The following is a 23,434-nucleotide window of genomic DNA, read 5'->3' as shown; positions in this document are numbered from 1 at the left end:
ATACCCATTAAGTTAAAAATAATATTGGAAACATAATATTAAGTAAGGTTCGTATACGCAGAACTTACTCTCAGATTACGCGCTTTTAACTTCCGGATTGTTATGTTTCCTTTCAAAGCTATCGTTGTCGGCCTATTGGTTATGCTGCTGCCATTCTGTGCATTCAGTCAGCAAAACGGTAGCAAAATTCCTCCCAAAACTGCTCCGAAACAAAATCCTTCTAAAACCAAAACCCAGGCAGCCCCGGTTGGGAAATCTGGCAACACCGTAAAACCTAAAGCATCCGAAAATAATAAAGCCCAGGCCACGAATAAAAATAAGAAGAAAGCCATTCAACCAGCCCCGGATGCACTCAAAAAGATCTTCGAAGAAGTTTTAAAAGACAAGCAGCAGAAAGCCGAAAGTGCTCTCATTTTTGAAATAGACGGCTTGCTGATAGATGAAACCCTCACCAAAACCGGCCACGATTTCTACGATATTTTTTACAGCAGCTGGGAAGCACCCGAACAGGTTAACAATTACACCGTCCGGATCATTGAACGTCCATTGCGCGGCCGTGGATTTCAGATCATTGTTGCGGTTAACGATGTGGAGATCATTGAAGAAAACCTGCAACCCCGCTACGATATGCTGGAAGCCGCCGCTTTAAATGCCGTGGAATCTACGCGGGGTTACCTTTTAAATTACGAAAACCTGAAAAACCAGATAGATAGCGATGACCAGCAAGGCACCGGCCTGTTTTAAAAACGCTATGCTTTTAGGCCTGAAAACTAATTAAAACTATACTTAACTATGATAATTAATCTTCCGAAAAATGAAATTATGAAAAAGCTTGCTTTTATCCTGATCTGCCTGATCGGGTTCTTTTTACTCGCCCAAAAAGTATCTGCCCAGGATTTTGTGTACGAACCCAAAAATCCGGCTTTCGGTGGAAACACCTTCAATTACCAATGGCTGCAAAGTTCGGCCACAGCCCAGAATAAGCTCGAAGACGAGAATAGTCAGTTCAAAGATCTTTTAGATAACGATCCGCTTAAAAGTTTTCAGGACCGGCTTAACCAGCAGATACTGAGCGAATTATCCAGAAGGCTTATTGCGCAGCAGTTTGGCGATTCCGGTTTAAAGGACGGTAAATTCGCGATCGGTGATTATGAGATCGATATCAGTTCGGCTTCCGATGGGGTGAATGTGGTGGTGCAGGATATTGTAACCGGCAACCAGACTACTATTACCATTCCTAAAATGCCCTGAGTATTTTCTGAAGCAAGTTTGCCGAAGGCTGTTTTACCAAATGGCCTTCCTTTCAGTTGAAAATGGTATCCTTTTTAGGCTGAAAACTCGCATTAGTTCTCAAATAAAATTCCTGCTAACCTAATCCTGATCCGATAACTTCCGAAGCTGCTCCAATGAAAAACGTAAATAGAAATTACTTCCGGCAACTGTTTCTTTTTGTAGCGCTGGCCGGCCTGAGTTTTGGCTGTGCGCCGTATTTCCATCAGCCTTTAAAAACATCAAAAGCCCGGATCGGTGCGGAAGCTCCTGGCCACGATAATTTAATAGACCTGCCGGCTCCGGAAGAAAAGATCGTGGCCGCAGTTTATAAATTCCGTGATCAGACTGGCCAGTATAAACCTTCGCCCACAGGCTCCAGTTTTTCTACGGCAGTTACACAGGGCGCAACTTCAGTTTTACTCCGGGCGCTGGAAGAATCTGGTTGGTTTACCGTTATAGAACGCGAAAATCTGGGCAACTTATTGAACGAACGCAAGATCATTCGTTCCAGCCGCGCCGAATATGCGGAACAAACCGGTAGAAAAGAACCCATGCTACCGCCCTTGCTTTTTGCCGGCATTGTGCTGGAAGGTGGCATTATTTCTTACGATGCGAACATGCTGACGGGTGGCGCCGGTTTGCGGTATTTTGGTGCCGGTGCTTCCGGGCAATATCGCGAAGACCGGGTAACTATTTATTTACGTGCCATTTCAACCAGCAATGGCCGGATCTTAAAAACGGTTTACACTTCTAAAACGATACTTTCGCAACAGGTAGATGTTGGTTTATTCCGGTTCGTAAAATTCAAACGATTGCTTGAAACCGAAACAGGATTTACGTATAACGAACCTTCGGAAATGGCGGTGAAAGAAGCAATTGAAAAAGCCGTGCAAAGTTTGATCATTGAAGGCGTAATTGAAGGCATGTGGCAATTTAAAGCAGGTGAACGCTCCAAATCTTTAGGAAGCGATACCATAAATGCTACGAAGATCCGGGCAGAAATCAACAAATCGGTTATCAGTAAATACATGGCCGAGAAAAACGAGAACCGCTTTACCGATGAGTTAGGCCGTTTACTGGTAGATCGTCGCAGTTTATTGAGCATTGGTTTTAATGCCGGCGGCGTAGATTACGACGGTGATTTTGCCAATTCCCAGATAAGGCCCATCGGCGATCTCATGCTGACTTTAAACACCCGCAATTACCTGGGTTATTATATGAAAGTGGGCCGGGGAAAACTTTTTGCTACCAATGCTTTTAACGCTGATCTTTCTTTCGCAGAAGTAGGTATGTTGTACCGGCTCTTCCCGAAAGACCGCTATACACCTTATATAATTGGTGGTTTAGGCGTTATTGCTACGCAGGAGGATCTGCTTTCTGCCACGAATTATGAATTGTTCCCTTCGGTAAATGCCGGCGTTGGTTTGGAATTCCTGGTGAAAGACCGGCTCGGGTTAAATTTGTCGCTCCAGAATCATTATCTCTTCAGCGATAATCTGGATGGGCTGGAGCAGGGAAAATACAACGACTATTACTGGAGCGGAAAGTTCGGAATAAACTGGTACTTGGGGCCTCTCTTCGTAAATAAAAATAAATCTGCCCCCCGTTGATGATTAACTACTACACACGTTTCAATGGCCTCCTTAAGAGGCCATTTTTTTTTGCTATCGAATTTCGGAGATGGTTGGATAAAGATTAATAAGTAAATGTTGATAATAAAATAACACATACTTAAAGTTTTATTAATATTAATTAATGCTTTAGCTATAAGTGAACTATAAAATTGTGAAATATAACTTAATTAATTTCTCAATGAAGTGTAATATATATTCATAATTTAATTAAAAATTGGAATAAGAATATTTATTAATAAAAAAAATACTAATATTTTTTGGGTTTTTTAGTGCAAACATATTGTAAAATTTTCATGTATAATGACTAATATCATATAAAATATTGTTTAAATGTAAATAAAAGGTTAATAAATTGTCCAAAAACATAAAAAAATATAAAAAAAAATATAACCTTCGAGGTTGTCAGAAGTATAAGACCATATAAATCTTTATTTCTAACCAAAAACCAAAAACTATTATGAAAAAAGTAATGCTAGCTGCCGCCGTTGCGTTCTTCGCAGTAAACACATCTTTCGCTCAAGGAAACGATAGCGATGTGTTGCAGTATGGAGATGATAACACATCTCTGGTTGATCAACATGGCCTGTTGAATGGCTCAAGAGTTTTCCAGGCTGGAAAAGACAATGAATCTACTGTAGGCCAATATGGCGGATTCAACGAATCTCTGGTTGCCCAGATCGGTACCCGAAACGAATCTCACGTAGATCAGATCGGTGCAGGCAACGGATCTTTAGTAGTGCAGGTTGGAAGCAGCCATGATTCTGATGTAGATCAGAAAGGTTTTGGCAACGGATCGATCGTAGCACAGTTTGGTGACGACAACAGATCTGATGTTGAGCAGGATGGTTACGCTAACGGATCTCTCGTAATTCAACTTGGTGAGGACAACATTTCTCGCGTAGAACAAGATGGCTCGAATAACTTGTCTGCTGTAGCTCAGGTTGGCGATGATAACGAATCTCGGGTTTATCAGGATGGCCACGACAACCTTTCCCTGGTTGGTCAGTTAGGTGATGATAACTGGTCTAGAGTTGAGCAGGATGGCCGTCGTAACGGATCGTTAGTTGTTCAGCTGGGCGAGGAGAATGGCTCTCGCGTTGAGCAGGACGGTAACTACAATGGCTCACTGGTTTTACAGGCTGGTTATGACAACTGGTCTAGCGTAGGTCAGTATGGCGATGGCAACGGTTCTGCAGTAATTCAGACAGGTGCTTTCCACTCTAGCAATGTACTGCAGATTGGCAATGGTAACGGCAGCTTTGTTCACCAGACTAACTAAAAACCCGCAATTAAAAAGAACCCTTTATAAGGAACCACTTAAGAACACCGGCAGACATTTTGTTTGCCGGTGTTCCTTTTTTTCAAATCTTACAGGTAAATCCTGAAACTGTAATCCTTCAGATCTGTTTTCCTGTCCTTTCAGACTTTTCAGAACTTCCGGCATAGCGTTTTTTCGCGCTTATTTTTTGTGTTGCAAAGTATTGGCAATTCTGCCTATGTCCATTTTAGAAAACCTAAATTTAAAGAAGTATGAAAAGAATAATGCTGATTGCCGCAGCTGCATGTTGCGCTGCAAACCTTTCATTTGCTCAGAATAACAAAAACGAAGTTATGCAATTGGGAGATGATAATACCTCGTTGGTAGCTCAGGAAGGACTTCAAAATATTTCGGTTGTTTTACAGACAGGAAATGAAAATGAATCTGACGTTGAGCAGGAAGGTGTCTGGAATGATTCTTATGTGGATCAGATCGGGAATAGCAATGAAGCGGAGGTTACACAGATCGGGGACCAAAGTCATTCTGAAGTAGAGCAAACGGGATCTGATAACAGGGCAATTGTTGGCCAGTCGGGCGATTTTCACAGTTCCGATGTAACGCAAACTGGTTGGCTGAACTTTGCCATTGCTGCGCAAACCGGCTATAGTCACGAATCGGATATATTTCAGACGGGAGATGATAACAAATCTTTCGTTACCCAGGTTGGCTACGTACATGTTTCGCATGCAGAGCAAACCGGTAATGCAAATAATTCAGGAGTAGGCCAATATGGCGATGAGCATTTTTCTCATGTGCTGCAGGAAGGTGACTGGAATTATTCCGGCGTAATTCAGGTAGGTAATGACAATTGGTCTACAGTGGATCAATTGGGTAATGGAAACTATAATTATGTGGAACAAGATGGTGACCATAACATATCGCAGGTTGATCAGATAGGAGATGCAAACTTTTCTTTTACGGAGCAGCTTGGAAACGCTCACACAAATACTACAACGCAGATCGGAACCTTTAATGTAAGCAATGTGCAACAAACAAATTGAATAAGCAGAATTTCTAAATTGAGCGTGATATAACCTGGCAGGCTATTTTGTTTGCCGGGTTATATCTTTTAAAAAGGTTAAGAAAAAAACATCGGTTAAAGTTAGATGTTATTGAAAAGAGAATATTGCAGACTTTTTGGGCTTAAAAGCATACCGTTTTCAGTAATAAAAAAAAGGCAATTTATGCTGCTTAAAATTCTGAAAAGCGTATAAGCCATTAGCATGCATTGGTCTAATATTCAATTAATTGAATGATTTTCTTACCTCTTAAACATTAGTTCTATGAAAAATTTTTTATTCACCATTTTTGCGTTTTTGCTGGTGCAGATTGCTTTCGGGCAGGACAACTACAGCAAGGTTAAACAGATCGGTTCCGATAATGCTTCGGGTGTGGATCAGGATGGCGAGGATAACAGCGCTTATGTAAAGCAAATCGGGGATTTGAATACTTCAGAATTAAGCCAGTTTGGTTCTGACAATTATACCAAAGTTAAGCAGGTTGGAATTATGAATGATTCGGAAGTTAGCCAGACCGGCGAGGATAATAAAGCCAAAGTTACCCAGTTCGGGGAAGAAAATACATCGGCAACGTTCCAGGTTGGTTTCGATAACGACTCAAAAGTGTGGCAATCCGGCATTGGCAATACGGCGGCCTTAATTCAGCAGGGCGAAGATCATGAATCGGATATTGAGCAAAGTGGGATGGGTAATTTTGCCATTACCATTCAGGGCGGAGAGGATCATAAGTCGGATGTAATTCAGATGGGTATGGGCAATTTTGCTGAAACCGATCAATCAGGAAGTTTTCATTCGAGCGATATTTTCCAGAACGGCAACAATAACAGCAGCATCGTACACCAGTCAAACGGTACGGTTATCACCAACTAAACTAATTAAATCGGTAGGTTTATACTAGAAAAAACGCTGAAGCAAATCTAATTTCGCAAGAAACATCAAAAGCATTATGAAAGACAGGCATTCGGTTTTACCTGGAAATGGTAGCATTTTATAGGTAAAAAATGATGCCTGGCTTTAAATGCAAGATTGTGATTTCCTTTACTGCCGATTTATGTGAATTGGCGGAGAATACTTTGTTGTTTACCGGAATTATCGGTTAATAATTGATTTTAGGTAAGATTAAATTGAATTTTATTCGTATCATTTTAACATTAAGCGGCTAAAACTACCATGAGAAAACTTCTGACCCATGTAATTGTTTTTCTGGCAATTGTACCGGTTTTGTGTATGGCGCAATCCGGGAAGTACGAGGATGAACTTCTAACGAGCCAGGAATTGGCCAGCGAACGTTATATTCTGAATAAATCGGTGCAGGATAATCTTCCCGCCAATGTTCAAAATGCCGCGCTTGTAATACAGGAAGGTAATAGTAATACCTTCGATGGAAAACAGGTAAACAGCGGAAGCACCCGTAATCCTAATATGATCGTGATCATGCAATCTGGGAATCTGAATAATGCCAGCCTGGAACAAACCGGAGAGAATAATAAGGGAAGAGTTAACCAGTTAGGCGAGGGCAACGATTATGAAGGCCGGATGAACGGCAGCAATAACGAAAGCACCATCAACCAATTCGGCAATAATAACCAGATCAATCAGAACATAAACGGCGATGGCATGAATTACCGCCTTACCCAGCAGGGAAATAATAACCAGATCAATCAGTACGAAAACGGTACTCAAAACAAGGGTTATGAAGTACTTCAGCAGGGTACCGGTATGAATATTACCATTACCAACGGGTATTAAATTCGGGTGAAATACGCAATAATTGTTTTACCTTTTTACTTTTTAATGCCCAAATAATAGCGTTTTTCTGTCTGCAATAAATAGAAATAAAGCTTATGATCTTTTCAAAAAAACTGCTCTTATTATCAACTTTCGGTTTGTTTGCTTTTGTTAATGAAAATCCTGAAAAAAGCTCTGGCGGGGAAGCAAAAATTGTGCTGGACCAGCAGGAAAATATGCTGCAAATAAAAAGCTATTACCAGAACGCCGGCAATACCACCGAGAAACTGAGTTATAAACTCTACACCACCAAACAAGGCAGATCGGGCAGTAGCCGCAATACGCAGGGAGGAAGTTTTGAAGTAGAAGCAGGTGAAAAAGAACTGCTGGCGCAAACCCGCATCAACGTAAATCCTGACGATAATTACGCTATAAAATTAATGGTCTACCGGGATGGCGAACTTGTTTCGCAGGATTCGGTGGAATTTAACGGGAAAAAGACTGAAGCTACCGAACCCTGATTTTCATTGCTTTTTCCCTATTTGATCAGACTTTTTATAATTCCTGAGTACCGCTTACGCTTACCTGGCAATTTGCCATCGCTCTAAACGCTATCCAACACTTCCGAACCATGTCTAAAAATTTTGCATTCCTAAGAGTGCTGCTGTTTGCTGCGCTGCCGCTTATCTGGTATTCGTGTAAAGAAGATACCGTAGAACCAACTGTTTCCGGCACCATAACCGGAGTAGTGGTAGAAGCTGAAACTAATGCCGTCCTGGAAAATGTAAGTATAACCACCAACCCGGCTACCAGCGCTATTGCCACCGATAATACCGGCCGTTTTCAGATAAATGATGTAATTGTGGGCAATTACAGCGTTACGGCAAAAAAAGTTGGCTACCGCACTACTTCCGTAAATATTCTGGTAGCCCGAGATAAGATCTCCGACATACGCATTATTCTCGAAAAAAGTGATGGTACCAATAAAGCGCCTGACAAACCTGTGCTGGCTTTGCCTGCGAATCAGAGCGAAAAGCAGCCGGTGTCGGTGCGATTAGTCTGGTCTGGAAAGGACCCGGATGAAGAAGATAGTTTAAATTATACGGTCGAATTATTTGAATCGGGAATGTCGGCTAAACGCCTGATCGCGCAGAATATTAGTGATACCAGTGTTGTGGCCGATGGCTTGAAATACAATACGGTTTATTACTGGCAGGTTACCGCTCAGGATCCTTTCAGCCTGGAAACCAAAAGTGATATCTGGAGTTTCCGGACCCTGGATATGCCAAATTTCAAATATCTTTTCGTTAAAGAAATGGGCGGTTCCCGCGAAATTTTTACCGCCGATACCATTCCGGAAGTGCGCCTGACAAATACTTCTTACCAGGAAAACCAGCCTTTGCTAAGCCCGTTACGCGATAAAATTGCGTTTACTACCAACGAATACGGTTCGTGGCATATTTTTACCATGAACCGCGACGGCTCGAACAAAAAACGCGTTACGGTTTCTTTCCCAATAGCGGGTTACCACAACGATGGAATTGGTTATGCCTGGTCGCCGGATGGCTCGCAGCTCATTTATGCGCATTACGATAAGCTCTACAAAATAAACCGCAACGGCACTGGCAACCAATTGCTGGCAACGGCTCCGGCTAACCGCCATTTTCGCCAGCTCGACTGGACCGACCAGGGAAACAAGATCATTGCGCAAACCATGGGTACCGATATTTTCAGTTCTGAGCTTTACCTGATGAACGATAACGGAACCGGCATGACGCAGTTTTTAGGAAATATGCCGGGCCGGATCGAGAGTCCTACTTTTTCAATTAATGGTCAGGATGTACTTTTTACCCGCGACATAGATGGTTTTAACGCTGCCAATGGCAGACAACTGAATTCGCACATTTTCCTGATGCGGCTCAATAAATCAGATACGGTCGATCTTTCCCTAAACAAACCAGCCGGTTACAACGATACCAATCCAAGATTTTCTCCGAACGGCGCACAGATAATTTTTGAACAATCGAGCAATGCCTTGGGCAGTACAAAAGAGATCTGGATCATGGATGTGGACGGCAACAACCGCAGAAAACTTTTTAACGAAGGTGAAATGCCGGACTGGAAATAATTTTCAGGAATAATTTAAAACAAAAAGCCTTTCAGCAATGGAAGGTTTTTTTTTGTTTCCGGTTTATAAAAAAAGGTAGGGTTTAAGGATGAAAAAGTGCTGCAACGAATGCAAAAACTGCTTCAAAATAAACTTCATTTCGTTCAGAATTTTAAACGTAACTTTGAAAATCTGGCAATATTCGCTTCCGACTTTTTCAGGTTAAAAGCATACCGCTTTTTATCGGAAACATGCAGCTTACTTTTAAAAGCATTTTCATATTAAGAAATTCCTGCTGAAAAATTTCCGTTCATTTCTCAGATCATGCAGATGCGTATCAGATCATTTCTAATGGCTTTGGCTGTAATTTTACTGCTGACAAGCTGCAACAAAGATGAAGAAAAAGTTGACGTTTTTCTTCCTGCTGCAACAGGAACCATGAAAGCCAAAGTTAATGGCCAGGAAACCAGTACCGTGGCCGATGCCACTGATGCGCAAACCACTTCTATTATTCGGATGGAAATAAGCGGCACTACAGAAAAGAGTGAAATGCTGAGTCTGGTTCTGCCCATTATTAACCAGGCTGGAACCTACGATTCTGTTACTTCGGGTCGGTATGTGATCATTCACGAAAATCCGCAGGGTATTACATTCCAAACTTGGCTGGCCGTTTCGGCTAATTTAACAGTTACCAAATTCGATACCCTGGAAAAGAAAATTTCCGGCAGTTTTTCTTTCCTAGCAACTCCTGCTCAGGGAAATTCCGCTACTGAAAACAAAGAAATTACGCAAGGTACTTTTACGGATGTTCCGATCAGGCAATAAAAACTGCCAATTAGTAATTAACCAGGCAGTGTTTTAAAATGGTTTGAAGGGAAGAAAATAGCGTTTGGTGCAGCCCGTGGCTATTAAAAATATAAAATGCAGAAGTAATCGGTGTATTTGCTAAATTTGACCATATTTAAGAGGAGAGAACTGGTTTCTCAAAAATTTAGAACATGACTAAAGTAAAAATAAGATCTACCACGGTAGTAGGCATTTACCATAACGGCGAAATGGCCGTGGGCGCCGATGGGCAGGCCAGCATGGGAAATACCATTGCCAAAAGCAACGTAAAAAAGATCCGTAAACTGCTGGATGGCAAAATTGTAACGGGTTTTGCTGGTTCTACTGCCGATGCTTTTACCTTGCTGGAGCGTTTTGAAGCCAAGCTGAATGCCTACGGCCAGAATATGAAACGGGCTGCCATAGAACTTGCCAAAGACTGGCGCACCGACCGTTATTTGAGCAAACTGGAAGCTATGATGGTGGTAGCCGATAAAACTGAATTGCTGATCATTTCCGGTACCGGCGACGTGCTGGAACCAGATAATCAGATCGCAGCCATTGGTTCGGGTAGTAATTATGCCTTATCTGCAGCCACCGCCTTAAAAAAACATGCACCGCATTTAACCGCCGAAGAAATGGTGCGCGAAAGCTTAAACATTGCGGCTGATATCTGCGTTTTCACGAACCATAACCTGATGGTTGAAAAACCAGTTTAAAACGCTATCGTTTTACGGTAAAAAAGTAATGAACACAGGAATAATTTCATTTAAATGATATCCGGGTTTTTGCCTTTAAAAGCATACCGTTTTTTTGAATTATTACATAGATTTTAAAGTTTGAATCTCGGGTAAAATAAAAACCCTAAATCGAAAAAATAAGCATGGAAGTAAGTAATTTCTTAAAGAAACATTTCAAGCATTTCAACGCGGCCTCTTTAATAGATGCTGCTGAAGGATATAAAAAACATTTAGCCGATGGCAATAAAATGATGATCACGCTGGCGGGTGCGATGAGTACCGCTGAGCTGGGCATTATTTTAGCCGAAATGATCCGTCAGGATAAAGTGCAGGCCATTACCTGTACCGGCGCTAATTTGGAAGAAGATATTTTTAACCTGGTAGCCCATGATTTCTACGAGCGTATTCCGCATTATCGCGACCTTACGCCGGCTGACGAACAAGCTCTGCTTGAGCGCCACATGAACCGCGTAACTGATACCTGTATTCCGGAACACGAAGCGATGCGCCGCCTGGAAAATACGGTATTGAAATTCTGGGAAAAAGCTGATCAGGAAGGTAAATCTTATTTCCCGCATGAGTTCTTCTACCAGATTTTACTTTCAGGAGATCTGGAGCAGTATTACCAGATCGATCCTAAAAACAGCTGGATGCTGGAAGCTGCTAAGAAAAATCTACCGATCATCGTTCCGGGTTGGGAAGATTCTACCTTGGGTAACATTTATGCAGGCCACGTAATTTCCGGCGACATCAAGAATGTGCATACCATGAAAACCGGTATTCAGTACATGATCGAGCTGGCGGATTGGTATACTAAAACTGCAAAAGAAGAATCTACTATTGGTTTCTTCCAGATAGGTGGCGGTATTGCCGGCGATTTCCCGATCTGCGTGGTACCTATGTTGCACCAGGATCTTCAAAGAACCGGCGTACCATTATGGGGTTATTTCTGCCAGATCTCCGATTCTACAACCAGCTACGGTTCTTATTCCGGCGCGGTACCAAACGAGAAAATTACCTGGGGTAAATTAGGAATCGATACGCCGAAATACGTGATCGAATCAGACGCAACAATCGTAGCTCCACTGATCTTTGCGATGGTATTGGATATGTAATTTGATTTACGATTGTCGATTTTGGATTGACAATTTTATGAAAAAAGCCCGGGAGATTTTCCGGGCTTTTTTTTGTATAAGATTGTTATGATTACAGAGACGCAATACTTTGCGTCTTTTCAGGCGTGCGATTTACGTGGTTGACTGCCAATAATTTATTTTGCCCTGTGGTTGGTTTTGCAGGAATACCCAACGCTGCTGCCTTGAATGTAGACGCAAAGTATTGCGTCTCTACAGATAAAATTAATCTTAAATATTTTCTGCAAACTAAGCACATTAAACTTTAGCAGACGGCAATGCAACAAAAAAAGCGCTGCAGTTTTTGCAGTGCTTTCTTATTTAAAAACGGTATGGTTTTAAGCGAAAAAACTAGACCAGCGTATCGCCTTTCATACCGATTGAATTCATTAATTCATATGTGAAAACGCCTTTCTGAATGGCCGGATCGGCTTCGGTTAATTTCTGAATTTCTTCTTTGTCTAAAGAATTATAAACGCCAACGGCGGCTACATCGGTATTGTCCTGTACTGGCAGGGTAAGCAGCATTTTGCCTTCGGCGCGGAGATTAAAAATATACGGTAAATGTTCTGCCTGAATAATTTTCAGCGTTTCGGCTGAATCGAAATTCGGGCCTTTTTTCAGAATGATTACAGTGTAAGGTTTCATGTTTGCCAGTTGCGGCATAATGTCAGCAGGAACAAATTGGAATGGGTTTTCCATAGAATTGGTAAAGAGTATTAAATGAAATTTTGATTAAATAATAACGGCCTTTTGCAAAGAAATAAAATGAAGTATCGCTGCAATAATTCTTTTACTCAACTTCCCACAAACTCCGCAAAATTATACACTTCTTCTTTCAGGAATTTATCGCCCGATTTTTTGATAATGCAAAGGTTATCCAAGGTCATGTTCCAATCGAAACGGAACTGGTTAAGGTAATGCAGCACCGGGGCTAAACTCCAGGAACTGGTATCGCCTAGGGCCAGCGTTAAATGAGGCATCCAGAGGTTAGGATCGTAGAAATGACCGGTCTGGTCGCTGAATTCGCTGATCTCCTGAAATAAGCGGGCATGAAAACGGTTGATCTCGCGGGTACGTAAAATGGGGATGTAAATTACTGGTTTATCGCCGGGAAAAATGCCGATGCCCATGGTCCGCGCACTTAATGGCTGCGATTGCAGGGAAATCTTCCGCAAATAATCTTTCAGATCCGACATTTTTGCTACGTCTGTGGTAAGCCAGGTAAGGTGCGGATAAGGAGTGAGTTGTACACCTTTGAGCCCGAAAATGCTGTCGAGCTGTGTAACGATCTGGTTTACTTTATCGGTATGTTCCTGGTCAAGGAGGGAAGCAACAGCTAACATAAATTCACGGTCCTTTCTAATGCTGATTCGGCAAATTATAAGCGCCTTGCCAACGCTTGTACTTTTTTTCTTCGGAAAAGATACTGTTTTTAATTTAAAAAACGGTAGCATTCGGCGCATAAAAACTATTAAATCGGGCTAATTTTAAGATTTAGGTACAGTCAATGCTTTAAGTCTGCGGTAATTCCGGTGCAAATTTAAAGTTGATTAGAACTTTCAGGGGCAAACAATTATGATTGCAATTGCAACAGTAAGGCAACAAGCCAGGCGGAGACGGAGCAAACCGGACTAAAATACGTACCTTTGCGCTTTCATTTCAGGGCAATTATGATCTCCATTAATAACCTTAGTTTTCATTTTGGCAGCCGTACCCTTTACGAAGACGCCAGTTTACATATAAAACCCAAAGATAAGATCGGCCTGATCGGGCTGAATGGTACCGGTAAATCTACTTTGCTGCGCGTGTTGGTAGGCGAATACAAACCCGATTCCGGCAGCATTCAGATGAGCAAAGATACTACCATCGGTTTCCTGAATCAGGATCTGCTGAGTTACGATACGCACGAAAGTATTCTGAGCGTGGCCATGCAGGCATTTGAACGGGCGCTGGAAGTACAGAAGGAAATTGATGAAGTGCTGCACCAGATGGATACGAATTACGAAGATTCTCTGGTAGAAAAACTGGCCAAACTGCAGGATGAATTTGATGCGCTGGATGGTTACAACATGCAAACAAAAGCGGAAGAAATTCTGGAAGGTCTGGGCTTTACCACCGAAGAATTGCAGCGGCCTTTAAAAACGTTTTCCGGAGGCTGGCGCATGCGCGTGATGCTCGCAAAAATACTCTTGCAGAAACCATCTTTGCTCTTGCTCGATGAGCCAACCAACCACTTAGACTTACCTTCTATTAAATGGCTGGAAAACTATCTGGAAGGTTACGAAGGCGCGGTGATTATTGTATCGCACGACCGGGAATTCCTGGATAAGACCACGAACATGACGGTGGAAGTGGCACAGCAGAAACTGAATATCTACGCCGGTAATTACAGTTTTTATTTAGAGGAAAAGGAACTCCGTAACGAAATTCAGAAAGGCGCTTTCGAAAACCAGCAGGCTGCTATCCGGCAAACGGAACGTTTTATCGAGCGTTTCAAAGCCAAAGCTACCAAAGCCAAACAAGCCCAAAGCCGCATGAAAGCGCTGGAACGCATGGACCGCATTGAAGATGTAGCAAGCGATGCGCCGAAAGTAAATTTCAAGTTCCAGTTCAGCGTAGAACCAGGCCGCCATATTCTGCGCCTGGAGCACATGAGCAAAAAATACGGCGATAAAATCATTTTCCGCGATACGAACGTGAACATTGAGCGCGGCGATAAAATTGCATTGATCGGGGCGAACGGAAAAGGTAAATCTACGCTTATGCGCATTGTGGCCGGCACCGAACCGGTAGACGGTAAGCGGCAATTGGGCCACAACGTAATTATGGCATTTTATGCGCAGCACCAGCTCGAAAGTTTAACGGTTGAGAATGAAATTCTACAGGAACTTACCGAAGCAGGCAGCAAACGCAACGAAATGGAATTGCGCACCATTTTAGGTTCGTTTTTATTTACCGGTGACCAGGTCTTCAAGAAAATCAAAGTGCTTTCAGGTGGTGAAAAAAGCCGCGTAGCGCTTGCTAAAACTCTGATTTCCGAAGCGAACTTCCTGCTGCTCGATGAACCTACCAACCACCTGGATATGCAATCGGTAAACATCTTGATTCAGGCGCTGGATCAATATGAAGGTACGTTTGTGGTTATTTCCCATGACCGTTATTTCGTAGAAAATGTGGCGAACAAGATCTGGTACATAGAAGATTATCAGCTGAAAGAATACCCGGGAACATATCACGAATTCGAGCAATTCCAAGAAAGCCGGGAGAAAGAAGCGAAGAAAAATGCTGCTTTAAATCCGGTAAAAACGGTAGCAAAAACGGAGGTAAAACCCAAACCTGAAGTAAAGCCGAACAATTATCAGCAGCTGCAAAATGACCTGAAAAAAGCCAATAAGCAATTGCAGGAAGTGGAGAAAAAAGTGCAGGAACTGGAAGAAGAACTGGCTGCATACGAAGCAAAACTGGCCGAACCTGAAGTCTACGGCAATGTCAGTTCTCTAACCGATTATACTCTGAAATTCGAGAAAACAAAAAAGGAACTGGACGCCAAAAACACAGAATGGGAAAAAGTAGCAGAACAGGTTGAAAATCTGGAAAGCCAGTTGAAGGGCTAAATCGCTTAATTGTTAAATGGTTGTTTAGAAACGCGGGCAGGAATTCAGTTTTAACTTTTAATATTATTGCTTTTTGGATCGCCCCTGGCATAAGTCAGGGGCTTTCTTTTACTTTAAGATTTTTTTACGCCGGTACTTTTTAAAAATAATGATTAATTTCCCTGCGTTAAAATTGCTGCAACTTAAACCTACTGCATGACTTTTTCCTTCCGAAACCATACCGTTTTAGCCTTTCTGAGTTTGAGTTTGCTGGGTTGCGTACCGCTCGGCGAACCTATTACCGGTGAAAATACCACTGTTGCCAAAACCCCGGAATACTACGCGCAACGCACGTTGCAATACACCGATCACATTTATTCCGATGCGATTAAAACGGTGCAGTTTTATGCCGCAACCGGCACTGCGGAAGATATTTTAACGGCTCCGGTAATTTCTTTCGCGCAAAGTGTACCGATTATTCTGGAATTCGATGAGTTGAGTGAGGTGCAGAAACGTTTCCGGGTGAAAGTGATCCATTGCGATTATAATTGGGCGCCATCCACGCTTTCGGAAATTCAGTATGCGAACGATTACAACGAATATTACATAACCGATATTCGCCCGAACGGGAACACCAAAGTGCCGTTCTTTCATTACAGTTTCCGGGTACCGCGCGTTAAAATCTCCGGCAATTATCTGCTGGTGGTTTCGGATGAACAAAGCAATTACGTAATGACGCGCCGTTTTATGGTTTACGAAAACCTGGTGGGAGCCAGCCTGATACCCACGTTTTCAGCTGGTGTAGGCGAGCGTTATTCCATGCAGCAGCTCAATATCAATATTATGTATGGCAAATACGAACTGATCAATCCGCAGCAGGAAGTGAAGATCGTTTTGCGCCAGAACCAGCGTTGGGACAATGCCAAATTCAACATCCGGCCAACCTATGTACACGACGCACAGAAACGCCTGGAATATACGTTTTACGATGCGCGCTACAATTTTTTCGGTCTGAATGAATTTCGCGTTTTCGATACCAGAAGTTTGCGTTATACAGGTTTTAACCTGGCATCGATAAACCGCGAAGTAAACCCTACCGAAGTGCTGTTAAGTGTACAACAAAGTCGGGCGAAAGATGTTTATGCCCGTTATCCAGATGTGAATGGTAAATTTATTATTGACAACCGCGAATACGGCAACGGCAATACCGAAGGCGATTATGCGTGGGTGAATTTACAGGTGAAGGCCGAAACAGAAGCGCCCGGACCGGTTTATGTTTTAGGCCAGCTGAGCGAATGGAAAGCGCAGGAAAATTTCAAACTGACATATCACCCCACCGAAAAAGCTTATACTGGCCGGGCTTTGCTCAAACAGGGTTATTACAATTTTATGCTCGGTGTGAAAATGCCAGACGGTATGATTGACGAACGTTACTTCGAAAATAGTTTTGCCGATACCGAAAATTTCTATGATCTGCTGGTTTATTATCGTCCGCCGGGAAGCCGCGCCGATCTGCTGATCTCGTATGTGGCGCAGCAGGTGAACGGGGACCGATAAATTTAATTATTGAATGAGTGAATGTGAGAATTATTGAATAGTTAAATGTATTTGAGATTAAAAGCTAAAAGACGTAATGAGTTATTAAATAGTCTCAAATTGAAATTAAGTTGGCTTAAATAATTTATTCACTCATTCAATCATTCTCTCAATCAATAATTAAAAAAAGCCAGCCTCATTTCTGAAGCTGGCTTTTAGTTTCTTAGCGGGAAATCCTATCGTTTTTCAGTTTATACGTTGAAACGGAAGTGCATGATGTCGCCGTCTTGCACCACGTATTCTTTACCTTCTACCGCCATTTTACCGGCTTCTTTAATTTTCGTTTCCGATTTATATTCCTGGTAATCTTTCAGCTTAATAACTTCGGCACGGATAAAGCCTTTTTCGAAGTCGGTGTGAATTACGCCGGCCGCAGCAGGTGCTTTCCAGCCTTTTTCGATAGTCCAGGCGCGAACTTCTTTTACGCCGGCCGTGAAGTACGTGATCAGGTTCAGGATAGAATAAGAGGCGCGGATCAGTTTGTTCAGGCCAGATTCGGTTAATCCGTATTCTTCCAGGAACATTTGTTTGTCTTCCGGATCTTCAATTTCGGCGATCTGCGCTTCAATGGCGGCAGAAATTACTACCACTTCGGCGTTTTCATCTTTTACGTGTTCCTTCAACGCTTCTACAAATTTGTTTCCGGAATTAATGGAAGATTCATCTACGTTGGCTGCGTAAATTACCGGCTTAATAGTAAGCAGTTTCAGGTCTTCCACGGCTTCCAGGTCTTCTTCCGAAACTTCCAGCGAACGCGCATTTTTACCGGCCGTTAAATGCTCTTTGAATTTCAGTAAGCTGGCCAGTTCTTTTTTTGCTTTCGCATCGCCGGCTTTGGCAGTGCGCTCCACCTTCTGGATCTTTTTATCGATAGATTCCAGGTCTTTGATCTGCAATTCTGTATCGATCACGTCTTTGTCGAAAACCGGATCTACGCCGCCGGCCACGTGCACAATATTCGGATCATCGAAGCAACGGATTACGTGAATAATGGCATCTACTTCGCGGATGTTGGCCAGGAATTTATTGCCCAGACCTTCGCCTTTAGAAGCACCTTTAACCAAACCGGCAATATCTACAAACTCTACAATAGTTGGCAGTACGCGCTCCGGGTGAACCAGTTCTTCCAGAATCTGCAGACGTTCATCCGGTACGGTTACCACGCCTACGTTTGGCTCAATAGTACAGAAAGGATAGTTGGCAGATTCAGCTTTGGCGCTGGAAATGGCGTTGAATAAGGTTGATTTTCCTACGTTCGGCAGCCCGACAATTCCGCAGCGAAGTCCCATAATATATTTTTATTTATTGTTTCTGAATTGATTTATCTGGTTTTAGAAACCGGCCGCAAAGATACGGTTTATTTGGTTAATTCAGGAAGGTTAATTGTTTGCCGGATTTGGTTCGTTTTTTGAGTTTTTCCATCCAAAGGAATAGCCTTTTGTGAAAAATAAAAAAGCCTCCGGAATTTCCGGGGGCTTTCAAAAATTTGCTTCATAGTTTTATTTCAACCTATTCCCATTTCAGTTCTTCGTCCAGAACAGCTACGGGCTCATTTTCCAGACGCTCGAGTTCGGCGAGGTCTTCTTCGGAAAGGAGGTTGGTTTTTACGTGATCGATGGTGCCTTGCAGGGCTTCCATAAATTTGGCGAAATCTTCTTTGTATAAGAAAATTTTGTGCTTCTCGTAAGAGTATGTATCGTTGTTGAACTTGCGCTTACTCTCCGTAATAGTCAGATAGAAGTCGTTGGAACGCGTTGATTTTACATCAAAGAAATAGGTGCGTTTGCCGGCTCTTATTCGTTGCGAATAAATTTCTGCTTTTTCGTTGTTCTCTTCCACAGGGCTTTAGTTAGATACATTTATTTTATCTGCTAAAAATAAAAGTTTAGTTTGAACAATAAAAATTTTTAACGGAAATTTCACCATATTTCCAACAGCAATAATGCGGGTTTTTTGCGTTAAAAGCATAGCGTTTTTCAGTAATTCTTTCGTTTTCAATTATATAATATGGCTCAACAGGTAGATTTAGCAACCGTCCGGCAGTTCGGTAACATGGAATTTCTGGCCCGTCAGCTGGTAGAAGGCTTTATAACCGGCCTGCATAAATCGCCTTATCACGGGTTTTCGGTAGAATTTTCGGAGCACCGTTTATACAACAGCGGCGAAAGCACCCGCCACATAGACTGGAAAGTTTTTGCCCGCACCGATAAACTTTTTGTAAAGCGCTACGAAGAAGAAACGAACCTACGCTGCCACATTCTGCTCGACGTTTCGCCGAGTATGTATTACCCGGAAGCTACAAACGGAAAGTTAACGTTCAGCGCTTTGGCAGCAGCGGCTTTAACAACAATGTTGCAGAAACAACGCGATGCGGTGGGATTAATAACGTTCGCCGATAAAATTCTGGAACAGTCGCCGGTAAAATCTACGGGTTCGCATGTGCATACGTTAATGATGACGTTGCAGAACCTGCTCAACCAGCCGCGCCCTACCGGGCAGACCAGTGTTGCCAAAGTGCTGCACCAGATTGCCCAGCAAATTCCGAAACGTTCGTTGGTGATCATTTTTTCGGATATGTTCAGCCGGTTGGAAGATTCGGATGCCATTTTTGCGGCTTTGCAGCATTTGAAGCACCAGAACCACGAAGTGCTGCTTTTTCATGTAATGGATCAGAAAACGGAAGAAGCCTTCGAATTTTCAGAACGTCCTTATTTATTTGTAGATGTAGAAACGGGGGAGGAGTTGAAATTGCAGCCCAGCCAGGTACGGGAAAATTATAAAGCCGCGATGGAGACTTTTAAACATGGCCTGGAATTAAAATGCCACCAATACAAGATCGATTTTATTCCGGTGGATATTAATGAGCCTTTTGATAAAGTGCTTTATGGTTATTTGGTGAAGCGGGGGAAAATGCGGGTTTGAGTTTTTTTAGTGCTAAAGTGTAGCGTTTTCCTCATTATCTCCACGGTAGGAGAGATTTCTTCGGGTTGGTAGTTTGGTTTTTAGATCTGAAGCTTATCGTTTTCCTTTTCAAGTTCTGTCATCCTGAATGATAGTGAAGGACCTCGCCGGTGGTAAGCAGTTTTTTACCTAAAAGTGCTAGCATTTTTATAGCTAACTTTTCTGCTAAACATCTTACTTTTAACTTCCATCGGTAATTTATTCCCTCAAGCCGGGCGGCTTCGTTTCTGCGTTCGCGGCTGCACCCTTTCCTTTGCTTGCGCAATTTTGCTAAAGCAAAAGTCGGAAAGTGCGGAGGCCGCTCTCACAGAAACTGGTATGGCTTTCCTCTGTAGCGGGCTTTTTATCTTTTGTAGCGTTTCAATGGACGCTGCGCTGGCGGAATGCGTGAAATCATAGTAAAGAAAAGGTCCCCTCCTTTTCAAGGAGGGGCAGGGTGGTTCCTTATTATCCGATTAAAAATTCTCTTCTGATTTAAAAATCCTGCCCATCCCCAAATCCTGTAAATCGTGTTCAGACTATCCTCAAATCTGACAAATTCCAATTCAGACAAAATTCATTGCCGTTTGCTTTAGCTGACGGTTAAAAGCCAATTTTACCCCGGCGTATTATTCAAACTCTTCCATAGATACTTGCTCGCTAATGTGCGGTAGGGTTTCCAGTTTTCGGCAATTTCAAACATTTGCTTGCGGAGTTCTTTCTTTTCAGAGGTCAAACCATAGCGTTTTTTCATGGCGTTTTGAATGCCCAAGTCGTCAGCAGGAAAAACATCGTGGCGGCCCAGAGCAAACATTAAAAGCATTTCAGCGGTCCAGCGGCCAACGCCTTTTATGCTGGTAAGGTGTTTTATGAGGGCTTCATCTTCTAAATGGCTGATCACTTCGGGTTCCAGTTTTCCGCTTTTTTTGAACTCCGCTACCGCACGCACATAACCGCTTTTCTGCCCCGATAATCCCACGCCACGCAGTTGTTCGTCTAAAAGCAAAAGCACTTCTTCGGGATTCGGATATTTACTCGGGAATAAATTAATGAAGCGGCCATAAATGGTAGCCGCCGCCTTTACCGAAAGTTGTTGACCAACTACCGACCGAAGCAGCGTTAAATAAAAATCAGGTTCTTCCGGTTTTATCTCGATCGGGGGAAGCGTGGCAATGAGTGCGGCAATTATCGGGTCGGAATTTAGATGTTCAATCGCTTTTTGGTAAGGCATAGTTTTTGGCCGCAAAAGGATAGCGTTTTCAGTTTAATAAATATGTTAAATAGAAATAGATTTCTTAAATGCTTTTCAAGACTTGAATAGTTTTTTCCAGCATATCGTCGGTAAAATCTAAATGCGTTACGAAGCGGATTTGCTGCGGGCCAAAACCGGAAGCCAGGATATTTTGTTCGGCCAGTTTGGCTAGGAAAGCGTCAGGATTTATTTCCTTCTGGAGTTTAAAGATCACGATGTTGGTTTCTGCTGAAAGGGTTTCTTCCACGTAGCTGCAGGTTTTCAGAGTTTCTTCCAGTTGTTTGGCGCGGGCATGGTCTTCGGCTAAACGGTCTAAATTATTTTGCAGGGCATAAATGCCGGCAGCTGCTAAATAACCGGCCTGGCGCATGCCTCCGCCTAAAACCTTTCTGATTCTGAGGGCTTTTTTAATGTGCGCTTCCGTTCCTAATAAAACCGAACCTACGGGGGCGCCTAAACCTTTCGATAAGCAAACCGAGATGGTATCGAAATATTGTCCGTGCTGTGCTGGTGTTTCTTTGCTGGCAATTAAGGCATTGAAAATTCGTGCGCCATCGAGATGCAGGGCTAAATTATTAGCGCGGCAAAGTTCGGCTATCGGGGCAATTTCGGCGGCTGTATAATAAGAACCGCCGCCTTTGTTGCTCGTGTTTTCCAGCGAAACCAGTTTCGAGATCGGGTAGTGAATATTATCGGGGCGGATACATTGCGCGATTTGTTCAGGCGTTATTTTTCCGCGCTCACCGGGGATTAAGCAAACCGATGCAGCCGAATTGAAAGCGATTCCGCCACCTTCGTAATTATAAATGTGAGCCGTAAGATCGCAGATCACTTCGGAAAGCGGCTCGGTGTGGAGTTTAATGGCAATCTGGTTGGTCATGGTGCCGGAAGGGCAGAAGAGGCCGGCTTCTTTGCCAAAAAACTGCGCGCAAGACTTCTCCAGCGTGGTTACGGTCGGGTCTTCTCCATACACATCGTCGCCGGTTTCGGCCTGAAACATGGCTTCCAGCATGGCTTTAGATGGTTTGGTTACGGTGTCGGAGCGGAGATCTATAGTATTCATTCGATATTTAGCTGATAATTTGTTTTAAAATTAAAAATATTCTGTTACTTTTGCGTTCCAATTTTAACTATTGAAAGATGGCTATTACAAGATTAAAAAGAAAAGACCGCAAAAATAAAGCAAGAGCGAATAACAAGCAGACTGTAATTAAGCAATTACTGCGTGTGCCGGTTATTAAAAATGTTGATCCGGAAGAACTGAAAGCTCAGTTCGGCAAGCCAGGCGTAGTTGGCACCGTTAAGAAAGCCATCTCTGAAGTAGCTCATAAAGTTGAAAATGCAGTTGAAGCTGTAAAAGAGAAAGTAGAAGAAGTTATTCACCCAACAGAAGAAAAATCTGCTGAGTAATTTCTACTGTTAAAGCTCTGGTCGTTTTAATCTGATTATAAAGCTTTAGCAGTTTTTAGTGTAATTACCATACTGTTTTCATAATATTGAAGTGTGTCTGTTAGCAGGCACACTTTTTTTTTGTTTACTCCTTACATATAAAAAAGTAGGGTAGGGTTTAAACCTACGCTACTTTTGCCTCCCGAAACCCTACCGTTTTACCCAGCTCTTTTCCCTAATTCAATAACCTGCAGGTTCTCAATTTTGCCGGCATTTATTTCAAATTTCATCATGGTCCGGATCTGGTGAAAGCCGTGTTTGCCCGCGGCTCCGGGGTTTAAATGTAGCAAGCCCAGCTTTTTATCGGGCATTACTTTCAGAATGTGCGAGTGGCCGGTAATAAACAAACTCGGCGGATTCTGCTGAATTTCAGCCCGAATATCCGGATGATATTTTCCGGGATAACCGCCAATATGGGTCATAAGAACTTCCAAACCATTTACATTGAAACGGTTTACTTTCGGATGAATCAAGCGAATGCTTTGATCGTCGATATTGCCGTAAACGCCGCGCAGCGGTTTTAGAGCAGCCAGCACATCCGAAACTTCCAGATTCCCGAAATCGCCGGCGTGCCAGATCTCGTCGCAGGTGCTGAGGTGGTGCAAAATGCGTTCGTCGAGGTAGGAGTGGGTGTCGGAGAGAAGACCGATCTTCATGGTTCAGAAATTTTAATTCAGGTATTCAAACTTAGCAATTTGGATTTCGCTTTTTGCAGGATTAGAAAATTATTTTCCTAAATTTACCTCACAAAATCCGGCAATGATGTCTGCCTTGAACCGCCTGCGAAATTTTGGGGCTGATGGCGTCTACTGAAATGGCTTAATC

24 protein-coding genes and 1 riboswitch are annotated in these 23,434 nt (G+C 42.8%); of the genes, 16 read left to right on the top strand and 8 right to left on the bottom strand.

The window, feature by feature from the left end; all coding sequences use genetic code 11:
* Positions 1-141: 141 nt before the first annotated feature.
* The 12 genes from ACFPIB_RS07300 (at position 142) to ACFPIB_RS07245 (ending at position 11,758) form a co-directional block, all read left to right on the top strand.
* Positions 142-744, top strand: coding sequence for a CsgE family curli-type amyloid fiber assembly protein (locus ACFPIB_RS07300; protein WP_378016778.1), 603 nt, complete (start codon positions 142-144; stop codon positions 742-744).
* Between the two features lie 48 nt (positions 745-792).
* Positions 793-1,251, top strand: coding sequence for a curli production assembly/transport component CsgF (locus ACFPIB_RS07295; protein ID WP_378016777.1), 459 nt, complete (start codon positions 793-795; stop codon positions 1,249-1,251).
* Between the two features lie 155 nt (positions 1,252-1,406).
* Positions 1,407-2,882, top strand: a complete 1,476-nt coding sequence (locus ACFPIB_RS07290) for a CsgG/HfaB family protein (protein ID WP_378016776.1) — start codon at positions 1,407-1,409, stop codon at positions 2,880-2,882.
* A gap of 481 nt (positions 2,883-3,363) precedes the next feature.
* Positions 3,364-4,185, top strand: a complete 822-nt coding sequence (locus ACFPIB_RS07285; protein WP_378016775.1) for a hypothetical protein — start codon at positions 3,364-3,366, stop codon at positions 4,183-4,185.
* A gap of 251 nt (positions 4,186-4,436) precedes the next feature.
* Positions 4,437-5,225, top strand: a complete 789-nt coding sequence (locus ACFPIB_RS07280; protein WP_378016774.1) for a hypothetical protein — start codon at positions 4,437-4,439, stop codon at positions 5,223-5,225.
* Between the two features lie 282 nt (positions 5,226-5,507).
* Positions 5,508-6,113, top strand: a complete 606-nt coding sequence (locus ACFPIB_RS07275; RefSeq protein WP_378016773.1) for a hypothetical protein — start codon at positions 5,508-5,510, stop codon at positions 6,111-6,113.
* A 300-nt stretch (positions 6,114-6,413) separates the two neighbouring features.
* A complete protein-coding gene (locus tag ACFPIB_RS07270) occupies positions 6,414-6,992 on the top strand; it encodes a hypothetical protein (RefSeq protein WP_378016772.1) in 579 nt (192 codons plus the stop codon).
* Between the two features lie 95 nt (positions 6,993-7,087).
* Positions 7,088-7,492 (top strand): curli-like amyloid fiber formation chaperone CsgH, encoded by a 405-nt coding sequence (csgH, locus tag ACFPIB_RS07265; protein ID WP_378016771.1) that lies wholly within the window; start codon positions 7,088-7,090, stop codon positions 7,490-7,492.
* A gap of 110 nt (positions 7,493-7,602) precedes the next feature.
* The gene (locus tag ACFPIB_RS07260) at positions 7,603-9,099 is read left to right on the top strand and encodes a carboxypeptidase regulatory-like domain-containing protein (protein WP_378016770.1); all 1,497 of its coding nucleotides are present in this window, start codon (positions 7,603-7,605) and stop codon (positions 9,097-9,099) included.
* Positions 9,100-9,429: 330 nt separating this feature from the next.
* A complete protein-coding gene (locus tag ACFPIB_RS07255; protein WP_378016769.1) occupies positions 9,430-9,903 on the top strand; it encodes a DUF6252 domain-containing protein in 474 nt (157 codons plus the stop codon).
* Between the two features lie 173 nt (positions 9,904-10,076).
* Positions 10,077-10,622 carry an ATP-dependent protease subunit HslV gene (hslV, locus tag ACFPIB_RS07250; protein WP_378016768.1) on the top strand — a complete coding sequence of 182 codons (546 nt, stop codon included), beginning with the start codon at positions 10,077-10,079 and terminating at the stop codon, positions 10,620-10,622.
* Positions 10,623-10,786: 164 nt separating this feature from the next.
* Positions 10,787-11,758: a deoxyhypusine synthase family protein gene (locus ACFPIB_RS07245; RefSeq protein ID WP_378016767.1), complete on the top strand. Its 972-nt coding sequence runs from the start codon at positions 10,787-10,789 to the stop codon at positions 11,756-11,758.
* A 369-nt stretch (positions 11,759-12,127) separates the two neighbouring features.
* On the opposite strand, the gene ACFPIB_RS07240 is transcribed toward ACFPIB_RS07245, so the two are convergent.
* The gene (locus ACFPIB_RS07240; RefSeq protein ID WP_378016766.1) at positions 12,128-12,478 is read right to left on the bottom strand and encodes a YciI family protein; all 351 of its coding nucleotides are present in this window, start codon (positions 12,476-12,478) and stop codon (positions 12,128-12,130) included.
* Between the two features lie 95 nt (positions 12,479-12,573).
* Positions 12,574-13,122 carry a 2'-5' RNA ligase family protein gene (locus ACFPIB_RS07235; RefSeq protein ID WP_378016765.1) on the bottom strand — a complete coding sequence of 183 codons (549 nt, stop codon included), beginning with the start codon at positions 13,120-13,122 and terminating at the stop codon, positions 12,574-12,576.
* Positions 13,123-13,449: 327 nt separating this feature from the next.
* Here ACFPIB_RS07235 and abc-f point away from each other — a divergent pair, with 327 nt between their 5' ends.
* Positions 13,450-15,393, top strand: coding sequence for a ribosomal protection-like ABC-F family protein (gene abc-f, locus ACFPIB_RS07230; RefSeq protein ID WP_378016764.1), 1,944 nt, complete (start codon positions 13,450-13,452; stop codon positions 15,391-15,393).
* A gap of 195 nt (positions 15,394-15,588) precedes the next feature.
* Positions 15,589-16,929, top strand: a complete 1,341-nt coding sequence (locus ACFPIB_RS07225) for a type IX secretion system plug protein (protein ID WP_378016763.1) — start codon at positions 15,589-15,591, stop codon at positions 16,927-16,929.
* Between the two features lie 230 nt (positions 16,930-17,159).
* Here ACFPIB_RS07225 and ychF read toward each other — a convergent pair whose 3' ends face one another.
* From ychF to ACFPIB_RS07210, 3 genes are all read right to left on the bottom strand, one after another.
* Positions 17,160-18,257 carry a redox-regulated ATPase YchF gene (gene ychF, locus ACFPIB_RS07220; protein ID WP_378016762.1) on the bottom strand — a complete coding sequence of 366 codons (1,098 nt, stop codon included), beginning with the start codon at positions 18,255-18,257 and terminating at the stop codon, positions 17,160-17,162.
* A 220-nt stretch (positions 18,258-18,477) separates the two neighbouring features.
* Positions 18,478-18,807, bottom strand: a complete 330-nt coding sequence (locus ACFPIB_RS07215; protein ID WP_200507611.1) for a DUF3276 family protein — start codon at positions 18,805-18,807, stop codon at positions 18,478-18,480.
* 6 nt (positions 18,808-18,813) lie between these two features.
* Complete coding sequence (locus ACFPIB_RS07210; protein WP_378016761.1) at positions 18,814-18,966, bottom strand: hypothetical protein; 153 nt, start codon at positions 18,964-18,966, stop codon at positions 18,814-18,816.
* A 9-nt stretch (positions 18,967-18,975) separates the two neighbouring features.
* Here ACFPIB_RS07210 and ACFPIB_RS07205 point away from each other — a divergent pair, with 9 nt between their 5' ends.
* Complete coding sequence (locus tag ACFPIB_RS07205; RefSeq protein WP_378016760.1) at positions 18,976-19,890, top strand: DUF58 domain-containing protein; 915 nt, start codon at positions 18,976-18,978, stop codon at positions 19,888-19,890.
* A gap of 634 nt (positions 19,891-20,524) precedes the next feature.
* Here the strand turns inward: ACFPIB_RS07205 and ACFPIB_RS07200 are convergent.
* The gene (locus tag ACFPIB_RS07200) at positions 20,525-21,139 is read right to left on the bottom strand and encodes a DNA-3-methyladenine glycosylase family protein (RefSeq protein WP_378016759.1); all 615 of its coding nucleotides are present in this window, start codon (positions 21,137-21,139) and stop codon (positions 20,525-20,527) included.
* Positions 21,140-21,203: 64 nt separating this feature from the next.
* Complete coding sequence (locus ACFPIB_RS07195) at positions 21,204-22,223, bottom strand: threonine aldolase family protein (RefSeq protein WP_378016758.1); 1,020 nt, start codon at positions 22,221-22,223, stop codon at positions 21,204-21,206.
* 77 nt (positions 22,224-22,300) lie between these two features.
* On the opposite strand from ACFPIB_RS07195, the gene ACFPIB_RS07190 reads away from it, so the two are divergent.
* Positions 22,301-22,570 carry a hypothetical protein gene (locus ACFPIB_RS07190; protein WP_378016757.1) on the top strand — a complete coding sequence of 90 codons (270 nt, stop codon included), beginning with the start codon at positions 22,301-22,303 and terminating at the stop codon, positions 22,568-22,570.
* 197 nt (positions 22,571-22,767) lie between these two features.
* Here ACFPIB_RS07190 and ACFPIB_RS07185 read toward each other — a convergent pair whose 3' ends face one another.
* Positions 22,768-23,265, bottom strand: coding sequence for a metallophosphoesterase family protein (locus ACFPIB_RS07185; protein ID WP_378016756.1), 498 nt, complete (start codon positions 23,263-23,265; stop codon positions 22,768-22,770).
* 90 nt (positions 23,266-23,355) lie between these two features.
* A riboswitch (Fluoride riboswitch) is annotated at positions 23,356-23,425 on the top strand.
* Positions 23,426-23,434 lie beyond the last annotated feature (9 nt).

Origin of the sequence: Adhaeribacter terreus, assembly GCF_042657365.1 — a bacterium.
Taxonomy (GTDB): Bacteria; Bacteroidota; Bacteroidia; order Cytophagales; family Hymenobacteraceae; genus Adhaeribacter_A; species Adhaeribacter_A terreus.
Note: the sequence above shows the minus strand (reverse complement) of the source record. Positions and strands in the feature narration are given on the sequence as shown.

Excerpts from the sequence above, each read along its gene's own strand:
- ACFPIB_RS07300 (WP_378016778.1), top strand. The coding sequence starts at position 142 with ATGCTGCTGCCATTCTGTGCATTCAGTCAGCAAAACGGTAGCAAAATT.
- ACFPIB_RS07295 (WP_378016777.1), top strand. The coding sequence starts at position 793 with ATGATAATTAATCTTCCGAAAAATGAAATTATGAAAAAGCTTGCTTTT.
- ACFPIB_RS07290 (WP_378016776.1), top strand. The coding sequence starts at position 1,407 with ATGAAAAACGTAAATAGAAATTACTTCCGGCAACTGTTTCTTTTTGTA.
- ACFPIB_RS07285 (WP_378016775.1), top strand. The coding sequence starts at position 3,364 with ATGAAAAAAGTAATGCTAGCTGCCGCCGTTGCGTTCTTCGCAGTAAAC.
- ACFPIB_RS07280 (WP_378016774.1), top strand. The coding sequence starts at position 4,437 with ATGAAAAGAATAATGCTGATTGCCGCAGCTGCATGTTGCGCTGCAAAC.
- ACFPIB_RS07275 (WP_378016773.1), top strand. The coding sequence starts at position 5,508 with ATGAAAAATTTTTTATTCACCATTTTTGCGTTTTTGCTGGTGCAGATT.
- ACFPIB_RS07270 (WP_378016772.1), top strand. The coding sequence starts at position 6,414 with ATGAGAAAACTTCTGACCCATGTAATTGTTTTTCTGGCAATTGTACCG.
- csgH (WP_378016771.1), top strand. The coding sequence starts at position 7,088 with ATGATCTTTTCAAAAAAACTGCTCTTATTATCAACTTTCGGTTTGTTT.
- ACFPIB_RS07260 (WP_378016770.1), top strand. The coding sequence starts at position 7,603 with ATGTCTAAAAATTTTGCATTCCTAAGAGTGCTGCTGTTTGCTGCGCTG.
- ACFPIB_RS07255 (WP_378016769.1), top strand. The coding sequence starts at position 9,430 with ATGGCTTTGGCTGTAATTTTACTGCTGACAAGCTGCAACAAAGATGAA.
- hslV (WP_378016768.1), top strand. The coding sequence starts at position 10,077 with ATGACTAAAGTAAAAATAAGATCTACCACGGTAGTAGGCATTTACCAT.
- ACFPIB_RS07245 (WP_378016767.1), top strand. The coding sequence starts at position 10,787 with ATGGAAGTAAGTAATTTCTTAAAGAAACATTTCAAGCATTTCAACGCG.
- ACFPIB_RS07240 (WP_378016766.1), bottom strand. The coding sequence starts at position 12,478 with ATGGAAAACCCATTCCAATTTGTTCCTGCTGACATTATGCCGCAACTG.
- ACFPIB_RS07235 (WP_378016765.1), bottom strand. The coding sequence starts at position 13,122 with ATGTTAGCTGTTGCTTCCCTCCTTGACCAGGAACATACCGATAAAGTA.
- abc-f (WP_378016764.1), top strand. The coding sequence starts at position 13,450 with ATGATCTCCATTAATAACCTTAGTTTTCATTTTGGCAGCCGTACCCTT.
- ACFPIB_RS07225 (WP_378016763.1), top strand. The coding sequence starts at position 15,589 with ATGACTTTTTCCTTCCGAAACCATACCGTTTTAGCCTTTCTGAGTTTG.
- ychF (WP_378016762.1), bottom strand. The coding sequence starts at position 18,257 with ATGGGACTTCGCTGCGGAATTGTCGGGCTGCCGAACGTAGGAAAATCA.
- ACFPIB_RS07205 (WP_378016760.1), top strand. The coding sequence starts at position 18,976 with ATGGCTCAACAGGTAGATTTAGCAACCGTCCGGCAGTTCGGTAACATG.
- ACFPIB_RS07200 (WP_378016759.1), bottom strand. The coding sequence starts at position 21,139 with ATGCCTTACCAAAAAGCGATTGAACATCTAAATTCCGACCCGATAATT.
- ACFPIB_RS07195 (WP_378016758.1), bottom strand. The coding sequence starts at position 22,223 with ATGAATACTATAGATCTCCGCTCCGACACCGTAACCAAACCATCTAAA.
- ACFPIB_RS07190 (WP_378016757.1), top strand. The coding sequence starts at position 22,301 with ATGGCTATTACAAGATTAAAAAGAAAAGACCGCAAAAATAAAGCAAGA.
- ACFPIB_RS07185 (WP_378016756.1), bottom strand. The coding sequence starts at position 23,265 with ATGAAGATCGGTCTTCTCTCCGACACCCACTCCTACCTCGACGAACGC.